We start from the raw sequence: 13,909 nt of genomic DNA, 5'->3' as shown, positions 1-13,909 counted from the left end.
GTCAGGCCTTTTGCGAGATGCGCAGCGCTTGGTTGAGGTCGTCGATGATGTCGCTTGCGGTCTCGATACCGACCGAGAGCCGCACCAACTCCTCGCCGATGCCGGCCGCCTTGAGCTGCTCGGCATCCATCTGCTGATGCGTGGTCGAGGCCGGATGGATCACCAGCGTCTTGGCGTCGCCGACATTGGCGAGATGGCTGATCATCCGCAAGCTCTCGATGAACTTGCGTCCCGCGGGACGGCCGCCCTTGATGCCGAAGGAGACGATCGAGCCCGCACCGCGCGGCAGCAGCGTCTTGGCGAGCTGGTAGTCCGTATGGTCCTCGAGCGACGGGTGCAGCACCCAGTCCACGGCCTTGTTGGACTTCAGCGCCTCCAGCACGGATAGCGTGTTCTGCATGTGCCGGTCCATGCGCACGCCGAGTGTCTCGACGCCCTGGAGCAGCTGAAACGCGTTGGTCGGCGACAGGCAGGCGCCGAAATCGCGCAGGCCTTCCGTGCGGGCGCGCATGATGAAAGCGGCGGTGCCGAACTGCTCGTCGAAGACGATGCCGTGATAGCCGCCATAGGGCTCGGTCAGCACGCCGAACTTGCCCGATGCGCGCCAGTCGAAGCGGCCGCCGTCGACGACGGCGCCGCCGATCGCAATGCCGTGGCCGCCGATCCATTTGGTCGCCGAATGCATCACGATGTCGGCGCCGAGCTCGATCGGGCGGCTGAGATAGGGCGTGGCGAAGGTATTGTCGATCAGAAGCGGAATCCTGGCCTCATGCGCGATCGCCGCAACCTTGGGGATGTCGAGCACCTCGAGGCCGGGATTGCCGATGGTCTCGCCGATCACGAGCTTGGTGTTCGGCTTGATCGCCGCACGGAACGCGTCGAGATCGCGCGGCTTGACGAAGGTCGTGGTGATGCCGAAGCGCGGCAGCGTGTGCGCCAACAGGTTGATGGTACCGCCATAGAGCGAGCTCGATGCCACGATGTGGTCGCCGGCATTGAGCAGCGTGGCGATGGCGAGGTGCAGCGCCGCCATGCCGCTGGCGGTGCAGATCGCGCCGACGCCGCCTTCCAGCGCCGCGAGCCGTTCTTCCAGCACGCCGGTGGTCGGATTGGAGATGCGCGTATAGATGTGGCCGGCGCGCTCCAGGTTGAACAGCGCGGCGGCGTGGTCGGAATCCTGGAACACGTAGGATGTGGTCTGGTAGATCGGCACCGCCCGGGCGCCGGTCGTGGGATCCGGATGCTGGCCCGCATGCAGGCTCAGGGTCTCGAAGGCAGGCGGTTTCGGCGCGGGCATGCGTGGCCTCGTTGGACGGTCGGTGATGGCGGCCGTTGTGCCACAAAACTGTGTGCCAAGTCAGCCCGTTGACAACACCGATGACTGTGCGCTCCCTCCCCCGCCAGCGGGGGAGGGTTGGGGAGAGGGTCTCTCCGCGTTGGGGGTGTTGAGAATTTGCCGAGTATGTCCCTGTGTGGCGAGAGCCCTCACCCGCCGCGCTCTGCGAGCGCGTCGGCCTCTCCCGCAAGCGGGAGAGGCGAAGAACCGGCACCGTACGTCCCCTACCCCCCGATCGCCTGCTCGATGATCCGCGCCTCGCGCAGCAAAATCTCCGCGACCTCCTGCTCGCGCCTTGGGCCGAGCCTCGTGCGAACGGCGGAGACGGTCATCGCCGCGGCCGGCTGCCCGTCCGGCGTCTTGATCCAGGTCGAGATCGATTTCGTCCCCTGCACCAGGCCGATCTCTCTCATGCCGTATCCCAGCCGCCTGGCGGCGGTGACCGCGCCGAGCACGGTCGCGACGTCGGTCCGGTAGGCCTCGAACCTCTTCTCGTTCGCCGCAACGATCTTTCGCGCCTCCGGCGCCGGCATCGCGGCAAGGATGGCAACGCCGGCGCTGGAGACGCCGAGCGGCCGCCGCGCGCCGACCTCGATCGACAGCACCTGGATCGGGTAGACGCCGATCCGGCGATCGACGCACAGCGTGTCGTTGCCGGTGCGCACCGTGAGGAACAGCGTGTCGCCGATCGCGGCTGACGCGCGCTGCAGCGACGGATTTGCGGCGACCAGGAGCCGCGAGGGCCGTGGACGCGCCAGCGCGAGCTCAGGTACCTGGTTGCCGATCGCGTAGCGGCCGGTGCGCTGGTGCCGCTCGACGATGCCTTCCTCGATCAGCACGTGGACGATGCGATGCACGGTCGGGCGGGTGAGACCCGTGGTACGGACCACCTCGGCCAATGGCACACCGTCCTCGCGTCCTGCGGCGAGGATGCGCAGCACCGCGAGCGCGCGCCGGATCGCCTGCGCGCCCTGTCGCGGTTCCACGGCGCTGCGGGCGGATGTCGTTGCGCGTCTCTTGTCCATAATATGGACGAGAACGCCACAATTCACTCGACAGGGCAAGCGCGCATCTGGAGATTGCGTTCCGATCGGGATGCCATGCACGACGTCATCTGCACCCGATATGGAATTGAAGCGCCGCCGGGAGGTTAACATGAGATTAATCTGGATTGCCATCGCTGCTGCCACCGCGATGCTGGCGGGCCCCGCCTCTGCCCAGCAATGGCCGGCGCGCAACGTCAAGCTGATCGTGCCCTATCCCGCCGGCGGCAATGTCGACAGCGCCGCGCGCATCGTCGCCGACAAGCTCCAGGAAAAGCTCGGCCAACCCTTCGTCATCGAGAACAAGGCCGGTGCCGGCGGCATGATCGCGGGCGAAGCCTTCGCGAAATCGGCGCCCGACGGCTACACGCTGTTCGTCGGCGCCAACGGCCCGGTGCTGTTCGCGACCGAGATCAACAAGCGCGAAGCCTATAATTGGAAAAAGGACTTCATGCCGATCTCGACGATCTCGATGACGCCGCTGGTGCTCGAGGTTCATCCCTCGGTGCAGGCGACGACGCTTAAGGAGTTTCTCGACCTCGCCAAGCGCGAGCCCGGCAAGCTGACCATGGCCTCGCCCGGCCCCGGCACCACCAACCACCTGCTCAGCGAGCTGATGCAGTCCAGCCTCGAGCTGCAATGGGTCACGGCGCATTACCGTGGCAACGCGCCGGCGATCAACGATCTCCTGGGCGGCCAGGTGCAGTTCGCCTTCGACCAGCTCACCGTTAGCCTGCAGCACATCAAGGCGGGCCTGTTCCGCGCGCTCGCCGTCACCTCACCGCATCGATTGAAGTCGCTGCCCGACGTGCCGACCTTCGCCGAGCTCGGCTACAAGGATCTCGACGGCCAGACCTTCACCGGCCTGTTCGCGCCCGCAGGTACCCCGGCGCCGGTTATCGAGAAGCTGCACGAGACGCTGGTCGCGATTCTCAAAGACCCGGCCGTGATCGACAAGTTCGAAAAGCTCGGCGGCGAAGCCACGCCGATGACGCCGGGCGAGTTCAGGGCCTATCTCGAGCGCGAGGACGCCAAGTGGATTCCGGTGGTGCGCAAGGCCAATATCAGGGCGGATTGATCGATGCGGATCGACCCGACCGAGCTCGGCGCCGAGCGCATCTACCGCTTGATGACCGGCATCGTGGTGCCGCGCCCGATCGCGTGGGTGACGAGCCTGTCAGCTAAGGGCGTGCTCAATCTCGCCCCGTTCAGCGCCTTCACCTTCGTCTCGCAGAAGCCGCCGATGCTCGCCATCAGCGTCGGCCGCAAGGGCGCCGAATACAAGGACACCGCGCACAACATCCTCGATACCGAGGAATACGTGATCCACATCGCCGACATGCCGCTGATGTCGGCGGTGCACGACTCATCCATCGAGCATCCGCCTGAGATCAGCGAGGTCGAGCATCTCGGCCTGGAGACGCTCGCGAGCGAGCGCATCAAGGTGCCGCGGCTCGCCGCCGCGCCGGTCGCGATGGAGTGCCGGTTCCGGCAGTGCCTCGAATTCGGTGACGCCAAGAGCCGGCTCATCGTCGGCGAGGTCGTGCTGTTTCATTTGCGCGACGGTCTCGTCAACGACGGCAAGGTCGAGACGAAAGCGCTCGACCCGATCGCGCGCATCGGCGGTCCGCGCTACGCCCGCCTCGGCGAGATCGTGACGCTGGGCAGCGTGTTCCAGACGCCCAAATCGAAAGACTGAGCGCGCGGGCCTCATCGCCGGACGCGGCCTCAAGATCATCGGAGGACATACAATGCGACTGCTGAGCTATCTGCTGGACGGCGAGGCGCGTTACGGCGCGGCCGTGGACGGCGGCGTGGTCGATCTGACCAGGCGCATCGGCCGCGACTATTCGGACGTGAAGGCGCTGATCGCGGCCAACGCGCTCGCCGATGCGCAGGAAGCCGTCGCCGGCCAGAAGCCGGATCATGCGCTGGACCAGCTCGTCCTGTTGCCGCCGGTGCTGGCGCCGGAGAAGCTCTGGTGCATCGGCGTCAACTACGCCGAGCGCAACGCGGAGTATAAAGACAATTCGGACCTGCCCAAATATCCCAGCCTGTTCGTGCGCAGCATGTCCTCGATGACCGGCTCCGGCCAGCCGATCGAGAAGCCCAAGGTTTCCGATCAGCTCGACTATGAAGGCGAGCTCGTCATCGTGATCGGGCAGGGCGGCCGCCACATTCCGCGCGAAAGCGCGTGGTCGCACATCTTCGGCATGACGCTGTGCAACGAGGGCACGATCCGCGACTGGCTGCGCCACGGCAAGTTCAACGTCACGCAGGGCAAGAACTTCGATCGCTCCGGCAGCATCGGCCCGTGGATCGTCACCGCCGACGAGCTCGACCCGCGCGGGCCGCACGACATCACCACGCGCGTCAACGGCGAGGTGCGGCAGCAGGACACCACGGAACGGCTGATGTTTCCGTTCGACTTCATCGTCTCCTATCTCTCCACCTTCGCGACGCTGAAGCCCGGCGACATGATCGTGACGGGCACGCCGACGGGCGCTGGCGCCCGCTTCGATCCGCCGCGCTGGCTGAAGCCCGGCGACGTCGTCGAGGTCGAATCGAGCCGCATCGGCGTGCTGCGCAACACCGTGGCCGCGGAGCAGTAAACGATGCTGGACACTGCCACGATCGAACGCCTCGCCGCGCGCCTCGACGAAGCCGAGCGCACCAAGACGCTGATCCCGATGTTCACGAAAGAATATCCCGATTTCAGCATCGAGGATGCCTACGCGGTCCAGCGCGCCTGGACCAAGCTCCAGCTCGGCCGCGGCCGCATCATCAAGGGCCACAAGATTGGCCTGACCTCGAAGGCGATGCAGAACGCGGTCGGCATCAATGAGCCCGATTACGGCGTGCTGTTCGCCGACATGTTCTATGCCGATGCCACGCCTGTTCCGTTCGACCGCTTCCACGCGCCGCGGATCGAGGTCGAGCTCGCCTTCGTGCTGAAGGCGCCGCTGCGCGGGCCCGACTGCACGATTTTCGACGTGCTCAACGCCACCGACTACGTCACGCCCGCGCTGGAAATTCTGGAGACGCGCATGCACCGCGTCGACCCCGAGACGGGCAAGACCCGCAAGGTCATGGACACGATCTCGGACAACGCCGCCAATGCCGCGCTGGTGCTCGGCGGCCGGCCGATCCGCCCGATGGATGCGGATTTGCGCTGGATCGGCGCATTGCTGTTCCGCAACGGCGAGTTGGAGGAGACCGGCCTTGCCGCCGGCGTGCTCAATCACCCGGCGAGCGGCATCGCCTGGCTCGCCAACCGCCTCGCGCCGCATGACGAGCATCTCAAGGCCGGCGAGGTCGTGCTGGCGGGATCGTTCACGCGTCCCGTCGACATCCGCCGCGGCGACACCTTCCATGCCGATTACGGCGCCTTCGGCTCCGTGTCATGCCAGTTCGTCTGAAGCAACAATAAAAGGGAGCGCACCATGAGTGGTCAAACGCGGCGCAGGAGCATCCACATCGGCGGCTTCAAGCATGTCAATCCGATTCCGAATGCCTGCCGCATCGGCAATCTCGTGATGTCCGGCGTCATCCTCGGCCGCGATCCCGCGACCAACGCGATGCCCGAAAGCCTGGATGCCCAATGCGCCAACATGTTCGCGCATATGAAGGCGACGGTGGAGGCCGCCGGCGGCTCGACCGCCGACATCATCAAGATGACGGTGTGGCTGAAGGACCGCGGCAATCGCGGCCCGGTCAATGTCGAATGGCTGAAGATGTTTCCGGACGAGCATTCGCGCCCCGCGCGCCACGCGCTGCCGATGGACAACATGGATGGCGGCGCGCTGGTGCAATGCGATTTCACCGCCGTGATCGACTGAGGGAGCGCTTGCATGCCGACTTATCTGCCGTTCGATCCCAACCCGCGCCGCCCGATCAAGGCGCCGCCGCCGAAGACCATCGATAGCCAGTTCCACGTGCTCGGGCCGATCGAGAAATATCCTGAGCGCCCCGGCGCCGCCTATCGGATGCCGACCGCGACCTGGGAAGCGGCGCTGCGCATGCACAAGACGCTCGGTATCGAGCGCGGCATCATCGTGCAGACCACGACCTACGGCGCCGACCATGCCGTCGTGCTCGACGGCCTTGCCGCGATGGGGCCAAACTATCGCGGCTGCGCCAACGCGCTGGTGTTCGCCGAAGCGAACGATGCCTATCTTGCAAAACTGCATGACGCCGGCGTGCGCGGCGCACGCTTCAGCTTCCGCCAGGAGCTCGGCGCCGTGCTGTCGGATGCCGATTTCGCCCGCGCCATCGCGCGCATCCGCGAGCTCGGCTGGTACGTCAAGATCCAGCCGGAGAAGGACGGCATCGTCTCGAGCGTCGCCAAATACGAGAATCTCGACGTGCCCGTGCTGATCGACCACATGGCGCGGCCCGACCCCGAGGCCGGCAGGAACGATCCGAATCTGCGCAAGATGCTGGAGCTGCTCGCCAAGGGCAATTTCTGGGTGATGCTCTCGCTCGGCGAGAAGACCTCGAAGGCCGGTCCTCCTTACGACGACGTGATCCCGATCGCGCGCGCCTATATCGAGGCCGCCCCCGACCGCTGCGTCTGGGCCAGCGACTGGCCGCATCCGGTCTCGGTGAAGCAGCCGCCGAACGATGCCGATCTGCTCGAGTTGATGTACCGCTACGTCGCGGACCAGACCGAGCTGGAGAAGATCCTGGTGAAAAATCCGGCCAAGCTGTTCGGCTTTGCGGATTAGGCATGAGAGAATTGGGCCGAGCACCTCGCCACGCGCACGGTGCGCTCCCTCTCCCGCGTGCGGGAGAGGGTCGGGGTGAAGGCTCTTTCCTCTAGGGGATAGTCCCGTTGCGGAGGCACCCTCTCCCCAGCCCTCCCCGCAAGCGGGGGAGGCGCACCTTCATCGCCGCGACAATCGGGCCCTCACACCGCCGGCTGCTTCGCAAGCCTATCCCGCACCTCGGCTGCGATCTCGAACGAGCGCAGCCGTGCCGTGTGGTCGTAGATCTGCCCCGTCGTCATCAATTCGTCCGCGCCGGTTTCAGTGATCAGCGCCTTCAGCTTTGCTTCGACCACATCGGGCGAGCCGACCGCCGAGCACGACAGCGCCTGCGCAACGCCGGCCTTCTCCGCCGGCGACCACAGTGCGTCCATGTCGTCGACCGGCGGCGGCAGCGGCCCCGGCGTGCCGCGGCGCAGGTTGATGAACTGCTGCTGCAGCGAGGAGAACATCCGCTGCGCCTCTTCATCGCTGTCGGCCGCGAACACGTTGACGCCGATCATCGCATAGGGCTTGTCGAGCTGCGCCGAGGGCTCGAACCGCGCCCGATATTCGCGCAGCGCCGGCATCATCATCTGCGGCGCGAAATGCGAGGCGAAGGCGAACGGCAGCCCCAGCATCGCGGCAAGCTGCGCGCCAAAGGTGCTCGATCCCAAAATCCACAACGGCACCTTGGTGCCCATGCCGGGCACGGCGCGGATCGCCTGGTTCGGCTGCACGTCGCCGAGCAGCGCCTGCAGCTCCAGCACGTCATGCGGGAAATTCTCGGAACTGGTGGCGAGGTCGCGCCGCAGCGCCCGCGCGGTGAACTGGTCCGTGCCCGGCGCCCGCCCGAGCCCGAGATCGATCCGTCCGGGATAGAGCGATTCCAGCGTGCCGAACTGCTCGGCGATGACCAGCGGCGAGTGGTTCGGCAGCATGATCCCGCCGGAGCCGACGCGGATCGTCTTGGTGCCGCCCGCGACATGTCCGATTACCACCGAAGTGGCCGCACTCGCGATGCCCGTCATGTTGTGATGCTCGGCGAGCCAGAACCGCTTGAAGCCCCACGTCTCGGCATGCTGGGCCAGATCGAGCGAGTTGCGGAACGCCTGTGCCGCGTCGCCGCCCTGGCGAATGGGTGCGAGGTCGAGCACGGAGAAGGGGATCATGTCGGGGAGTCCGGGAGAGGAGGATATGGAAATGACATGTAGTGTCAGCGCGTAGGATGGGTAGAGCGACTTGTCCGCCGTAGCTCAAAGAGCGAAGGCGGAAGCGAAACCGATCATGTTTATCGTTTGAACTCGGCCTTGATGGGTTGCGCCGCGCTCTACCCATCCTACGAAGCTGCTCGGGCGGTCCGCGCCTCCGTTCACAACACTGTTATTGCAGGCCCTGGCGCCCCTCGTGCCAACTGGGCGTTTTGCACTTGGTATTGTAGCTTGCGGGAAGCAGCTGCGCTGCTGCCAGGAGGAACTGACATGACCACGGTCGTATTCACCCGCCGCAATCTCCTCGCGGCCGGCGGCTCCGTCGTCGCAACCGGGCTACTGGCAACCGGCGCTTCCGGTCTCCTGCTGCCCGCCCGTGCGAGCGGCCTCGCGCCGACCGAGTCGATGTCGGGCGGCGCGAACAATTACCGCAAGGGCGCGGCGATCGTGGAGCGGATCGGCAAGGGCGGTTTCTGGATGAGCGGCACCGTGCGCCGCGCGGGCGACGGGGCTCCGCTGGCCGGGCAACGCATCCAGATCTGGGCGCACACCGTCGAAGGGCGCGAGCACGAGCCGCAGAGCCACGGCGCAACGCTCACCGACAAGGACGGCAAGTTCCGGCTGGAGATGCCGCAGATCATTCCGATCTTCGGCCAGCCGCACGGCCACCTCGCCTATGACAGCGGCGAGTTCAAGACCGTCTTCCTGCGGCCGGTGATGCGGAGCGCCAAGGAGACCAGCCTCGAGGCGCACTTCGTGCTGCAGCCGGCTTGAACCCGACTTGCAGATGACGCGATGGAGATTGGCCCGGGCGCCCCTGATCTGGGTCGCGCTTGCCTTGGCGATTGGCGTGCCGTTCGCAGCTGCTGCAGCCAGCGAGCAGCTGGCATGGCGCGATCCTGTCTACATTGTCGCCGGCTTCGCCGGGATCATCGCCCTCGGACTCGTGCTCGTGCAGCCCTTGCTGATCGGCGGCTACCTGCCGGGATTGTCGGCCTATCGCGGCAGGCGCGCCCATCACTGGATTGGCGGCACGCTCGTTCTGGCGATTCTGATCCACGTCGCCGGCCTCTGGATCACCAGCCCGCCCGACATGGTCGACGCGCTGACCTTTTCGTCGCCGACGCCGTTCTCCCCCTTCGGCGTGACCGCAATGTGGGCCATCTTCATCGTTGCCCTCCTGGCTCTGCTGCGAAGGCGATTGGGATTGCGTCCGCGAACCTGGCGCATCATCCATGTTCCCCTCGCCGTCGTCATCGTCGCAGGCAGCGTGGTCCATTGCCTGCTGATCGAGGGGACGATGGAGACGATCTCCAAGGCGGCGCTCTGCGCGCTCGTCCTCGCCGCGACGGTGAAGGTCTTGATTGACCTGCAGGTGTGGCGGAAGCGAAGGACGACGCGCGGGGAGAGTGCCGCGCAGCAATGAACGGCGCCTTGCTTGCCGCAGATAGCGGCGGGGCGTATCTTGGCGCAATGATCGTCACGCCCCCCGATCTGAAAGCGTTCCTGCTGGCGACGCCGTTCTTCGGCGGTCTTTCGGAGACAAGTCTTGACCTCCTGATCTCGATGCTGGTCGAGCGCCGTTTCGAGGCCGGCGCGACCGTCGTGGCCGAGGGCGAGCCGGGGCGCTCGATGTTCATCGTCAAGTCCGGCCGGCTCGCGGTGAGCAAGCGGACCCATGCGGGCAGCGTCATCCCGATATCGCGTCTGGAGCCTGGCGATTTCTTCGGCGAGATGACGCTGATCGAAATGCAGAACCGCTCCGCCAATGTCGTCGCGGAGGCGCCGACGGTGCTGTACGAGCTGACGGCCCAAAAGCTCTACGCCTGCTACAAGGCCGACATCCACGCTTACGTGATCGTCCTGCAGAACATCAACCGCGAGCTATGCCGGCGGCTGCGCCGTTCGGACGAGCGGTTTGCGGCGCTGCAGAGGAATGGCGACCATTGATGGTGCACAGGCAGGGCGATTGAATTTGAGAATTTTTCCCTGCGGCCATCCTTCGAGACGCCCGCTTGAGGCAGGCTCCTCAGGATGAGGACGCAGTGCGTGGCCACAGTTTCAAAGGGCACTGACGCTGATTAGCCTCATCCTGAGGAGGCGCGTCAGCGCCGTCTCGAAGGACGAGGCGTGCGTGCAGGCCGCGCAACGAGTCAACTGCGATAGCCCTGGCGCGCAGAGGGTAGAGCCGTCGCGAACCGCCATGTTAGCCACGGAGATCGGCCTCGATGGATCCTGGCAATCACGACTTGTCGTGCGCGTACTTCTCCAGGACCAGCCGATTATACTCGTCCCTGACGGCTCGGCGGGACACATGCCCCTTCCGGTCCTTGGCGATTTTCAGAAGATCAGGGTCGGTCGGTGCCTTCGATTTCCGCCGAAATCTCGCAAAGAGAGGAATCGTCGGCTCCGACATCCTTCCAAACAGGCGGTCGAACCATCCCATCGTGTCCTCCCGGGACAGGCTGCGAGCGGAAAGATTATCACCATGAAATGAGGGGTCAACGTGCCGTGTGAGGGTAGAGGCGCGACAGGTGAGCACTTGCGAAACCCCATCATGCCTTGTTGCCGATCATCGAATACGGCCATACCGCTTTCCGTGTATGTTGTATATTGCAACCTCACGGAGAATCTGGGAGGGAGAATCGTGCCGGGCTGGTGGGTCGACTATCAATATTGGAAGCAAGGCATCCCTCGGTTTGAGTACCGGGTCTTGCTCATCATTATGTTGGCATCGGCTACATTTTGTCTGGTCATTGGCTTTGGTTTAATCGAAATCACGGTGCGCGAAAAATGGGTGAATAGCGCGGGCCTTTTGCTTGATGTCAGCGGCGTGGTGCAGCTACACATTAGCGGTCTGTTCGACGAGATGATCAGAAATTACGGCGACGAGAAGAAATTTCCCTTCGGTCCACCGTCGCATATTACCCGACGGATAATCGATAATCCTGACGCTCCTGCTGGCATGTGGATACGCAACAAGCTTTTTTTTGAAGGCGCTACAGGCTTCTATCTGTTGTTAGGGGGCTTCATATTTCAGTTGCTTGGGACGTGGTTGTGAGTTCTGCCATGTTAGCCGCTGTGATCGCAGGTGCAGTCGCAATGCTTGTATCCAATTGATTATTAGAAACTCTATAGGCCTAGAGGCTGCGCTCGCAGTCGGTGATCAGTGCTGCCATATATAAATCAAAACTTCTAAGAGCTTCCAATATTTTTCGAAAAGGTGCACGAACGTGCCAAGGTCTCTAGGTCAGGGAAAGCATTTTACACCACAGGCGTCAGCGATCTCTGATGCAGTCATGTTCAGAGAGTGGCTGCAGGAACAGCCTCTCCAATGGTCGACCGTCATTGCAGCGCGCGCCAATTTAAGAACTATTCCGACTGCGTCGCTTCACCTCGGCGAGGTTGCCGAAATACTTCCGATTTTGCGTGCCAGTGCCGCTGCTTTGTACTCTGCAAAATTTCCAAATGAGACCTTGGGAAACTGGTACATACAATCTTCAATGGAAGCGGCTAGCAGCGCCATTAGCGTGAGTTCAATTGCTGCACATGCTGCGGCCGGAGCCGCGCGCACCGCGGCTGAGATTGTTGACTCGCGCATGAGACGGAGTTCGGCCAAAGCCGTATACGATATAGCTGCGAACACCGTAGCAGATTGCGTTGATGCTGCGGCGGAGTGTGGCTTTAAGGATCAATTGATCGAATCCATTCAGCTCGACATCGAAAGCTTGAAGAGCAGTAAGTTCAAAAGGCTTGCACACGAAAGTAATACGTTCAGCGATCTGATGGCCTCGCCGCTGTGGCACCCCATTCAACCGGAGCGCGCCCAATTTCTTTGGACCCAGCTAGCAACAGCGCTGCTCAAGAAGGCGGATCACTGGTCGGTATGGATTGATTGGTTCAACAAGTTGCTCGCTGGAGATGCTGGTCATCGGTCTCAGGCTGCTGCTTACACCGACTTGCACCGGAAGCTCCCTTGGCAGGATCCTGAGTCAGCAAACAGGGAGATCATCCAACGTCTTGCTACACTGCAACCTGACCCGGTTGCGATTGAAGGAATTGTAAGTCCTATCGCGATCGGGCTTCGATCGGACGGGCGAATCGGAATAGAGCCAGGTCCGTTCTCGATGCCAACGCTCCCCAGCGCAGCTGCATCTCGCGACCATGGAAACACTCTACTGGCGTGCAAGAACCGAGCCCGGCAGTTAATCGATGTGGCATCGTCTCCGAATTTTCAGGGCCGATCCGAGTACGCCCAAATTCTGGAAGATTATCTCGACTGGCTGCCCACGGACGTTGGTACCGGAAATCTGCTGCTCGCAGACGGGGAGGCTAGAACGCTCAACAAGCTTTTCACGGTCGAAGAAGCGATCCTTCCTGCAGTCTTTGCGAGCAGGTTGTCAGTCCTTTTGGAAGATCACATCGCGCTAAGATCATTCTACCCGGACATCGAGAGACATTATCACTCCGTAAACACTGGTCGGTTGCTCCAGCCATTGTCCCGCGATGCAGTGACTGCGATCCGAGCAATCATTCACGAGCAAACCCCAGCCGTATTTGATGACAGTGTTTCGCCGGCGATCGACGAGGCGACAAAACCTGCGACAGAGATCAAATCGCTCCCTGTCGAGGATCTGCCGCCCGTCGATCGGACCCGACCAAGACCGCCTAATGACCCGATTGTCGTTGCTGACCCCCAAAAATCTCAAAGCTACATCATAGCAAGTGCATACAACAGAATCTGGTCGATCCTGCAAAAGGGAAAAACTGCAGGTGAGACGATCGAAAGTTGGCAGAAGACCTACAACTCACTCAAACCTCACATTGGCCAGATCATTGACTTTCTGCGGAGCTTTCTGCCGGGGTAGAAGTTCCGTAAGTCACCTTACTCCGGCCCGTCGGGCAAAACACCCCCGCGTTCCGCGCAGCCCCCGTCAACCCTCCCTCACAAAATATTCCACTTTACCGAAATTCGGAATTAAAGTATCCATCGCGCATCCCGGCCCGAGGAGAGGGGCGATCGTACGTCGCAACGAACGAGGGCCGGGGTGCGGTGGACGCGGCTGCGTCGGGCACGCGGGGCGGGACCAGGGCGAGATGAACCTCGTGAGGTCTCACGGCGTGCGGAACGGACGGCGCCAACATCCGGCGAAGCCTCTGGGCCGAGCCGGAAGCTGCGTACGGCAAAACCGTGTGGTCCTGACCGTCGTTGCTACGGTCAAGCCTTGCGGAGATGCTTTTGGGCTCAACCGGGTCTGAAGGCATCGTCAATTCGCGAGGCGACGGAGGCCAGAAGGAACTCGGCTCCGGGGAGAGCAGGCATAAGCCGTCAAACCATCGCGCAGGGAAGGCCGGGTGTTTCCGGCCCACCTGTCGTTCCGTCTGCGCATTTGCGTGTGCAAATTCTTCGCGCGGCGGATCATGGGTGCCAGCCGGCACCCGGCCTTCCCTGCGCCCTCTCTTCAAAGAGGGACAAGGAAACAAGCAAAACTCGGGCGTTTTCGGGCCGCGAGAATGCTGCGCCATGTGTGGAGTGCTCGCGAAGCGACCGAGCTTTTTCGGCTCGCCGATGCC

14 protein-coding genes are annotated in these 13,909 nt (G+C 63.4%); 11 read left to right on the top strand and 3 right to left on the bottom strand.

Annotation, left to right across the window (positions count from 1 at the left end):
• Position 1: 1 nt before the first annotated feature.
• Together AC24YW_RS12035 and AC24YW_RS12030 are read right to left on the bottom strand one after the other, a co-directional pair.
• Positions 2-1,297, bottom strand: a complete 1,296-nt coding sequence (locus AC24YW_RS12035) for an O-acetylhomoserine aminocarboxypropyltransferase (RefSeq protein WP_487482928.1) — start codon at positions 1,295-1,297, stop codon at positions 2-4.
• Between the two features lie 263 nt (positions 1,298-1,560).
• Positions 1,561-2,361 (bottom strand): IclR family transcriptional regulator, encoded by an 801-nt coding sequence (locus tag AC24YW_RS12030; RefSeq protein ID WP_487482927.1) that lies wholly within the window; start codon positions 2,359-2,361, stop codon positions 1,561-1,563.
• Between the two features lie 130 nt (positions 2,362-2,491).
• Between AC24YW_RS12030 and AC24YW_RS12025 the strand changes: the two genes are divergently transcribed.
• The 6 genes from AC24YW_RS12025 to AC24YW_RS12000 are packed head-to-tail and all read left to right on the top strand — an operon-like array spanning position 2,492 to position 7,106.
• Complete coding sequence (locus AC24YW_RS12025; protein ID WP_487482926.1) at positions 2,492-3,457, top strand: Bug family tripartite tricarboxylate transporter substrate binding protein; 966 nt, start codon at positions 2,492-2,494, stop codon at positions 3,455-3,457.
• Between the two features lie 3 nt (positions 3,458-3,460).
• On the top strand, positions 3,461-4,078 hold the full coding sequence (locus tag AC24YW_RS12020; RefSeq protein WP_487482925.1) for a flavin reductase family protein: 618 nt from the start codon (positions 3,461-3,463) through the stop codon (positions 4,076-4,078).
• Between the two features lie 52 nt (positions 4,079-4,130).
• Positions 4,131-4,991, top strand: a complete 861-nt coding sequence (locus tag AC24YW_RS12015) for a fumarylacetoacetate hydrolase family protein (protein WP_487482924.1) — start codon at positions 4,131-4,133, stop codon at positions 4,989-4,991.
• A 3-nt stretch (positions 4,992-4,994) separates the two neighbouring features.
• Positions 4,995-5,798: a 2-oxo-hept-4-ene-1,7-dioate hydratase gene (hpaH, locus tag AC24YW_RS12010; protein WP_487482923.1), complete on the top strand. Its 804-nt coding sequence runs from the start codon at positions 4,995-4,997 to the stop codon at positions 5,796-5,798.
• A gap of 24 nt (positions 5,799-5,822) precedes the next feature.
• Positions 5,823-6,218, top strand: a complete 396-nt coding sequence (locus AC24YW_RS12005; RefSeq protein ID WP_487482922.1) for a RidA family protein — start codon at positions 5,823-5,825, stop codon at positions 6,216-6,218.
• A 12-nt stretch (positions 6,219-6,230) separates the two neighbouring features.
• Positions 6,231-7,106, top strand: coding sequence for an amidohydrolase family protein (locus AC24YW_RS12000; protein WP_487482921.1), 876 nt, complete (start codon positions 6,231-6,233; stop codon positions 7,104-7,106).
• A 182-nt stretch (positions 7,107-7,288) separates the two neighbouring features.
• On the opposite strand, the gene AC24YW_RS11995 is transcribed toward AC24YW_RS12000, so the two are convergent.
• Positions 7,289-8,296 carry an LLM class flavin-dependent oxidoreductase gene (locus AC24YW_RS11995; RefSeq protein WP_487482920.1) on the bottom strand — a complete coding sequence of 336 codons (1,008 nt, stop codon included), beginning with the start codon at positions 8,294-8,296 and terminating at the stop codon, positions 7,289-7,291.
• A 309-nt stretch (positions 8,297-8,605) separates the two neighbouring features.
• On the opposite strand from AC24YW_RS11995, the gene AC24YW_RS11990 reads away from it, so the two are divergent.
• The 5 genes from AC24YW_RS11990 (at position 8,606) to AC24YW_RS11970 (ending at position 13,203) form a co-directional block, all read left to right on the top strand.
• On the top strand, positions 8,606-9,109 hold the full coding sequence (locus AC24YW_RS11990; protein WP_487482919.1) for a peptidase associated/transthyretin-like domain-containing protein: 504 nt from the start codon (positions 8,606-8,608) through the stop codon (positions 9,107-9,109).
• Positions 9,110-9,122: 13 nt separating this feature from the next.
• Positions 9,123-9,761 carry a ferric reductase-like transmembrane domain-containing protein gene (locus tag AC24YW_RS11985; RefSeq protein ID WP_487482918.1) on the top strand — a complete coding sequence of 213 codons (639 nt, stop codon included), beginning with the start codon at positions 9,123-9,125 and terminating at the stop codon, positions 9,759-9,761.
• 47 nt (positions 9,762-9,808) lie between these two features.
• Positions 9,809-10,285, top strand: a complete 477-nt coding sequence (locus AC24YW_RS11980; RefSeq protein ID WP_487482917.1) for a Crp/Fnr family transcriptional regulator — start codon at positions 9,809-9,811, stop codon at positions 10,283-10,285.
• Positions 10,286-10,982: 697 nt separating this feature from the next.
• Positions 10,983-11,396: a hypothetical protein gene (locus AC24YW_RS11975; RefSeq protein ID WP_487482916.1), complete on the top strand. Its 414-nt coding sequence runs from the start codon at positions 10,983-10,985 to the stop codon at positions 11,394-11,396.
• A 238-nt stretch (positions 11,397-11,634) separates the two neighbouring features.
• The gene (locus tag AC24YW_RS11970) at positions 11,635-13,203 is read left to right on the top strand and encodes a hypothetical protein (protein WP_487482915.1); all 1,569 of its coding nucleotides are present in this window, start codon (positions 11,635-11,637) and stop codon (positions 13,201-13,203) included.
• Positions 13,204-13,909: the final 706 nt, after the last annotated feature.

This window comes from Bradyrhizobium sp. USDA3516 (genome assembly GCF_057651995.1).
The sequence above is the reverse complement of the archived record's forward strand: the minus strand, read 5'-3'. Positions and strand labels throughout refer to the sequence as shown.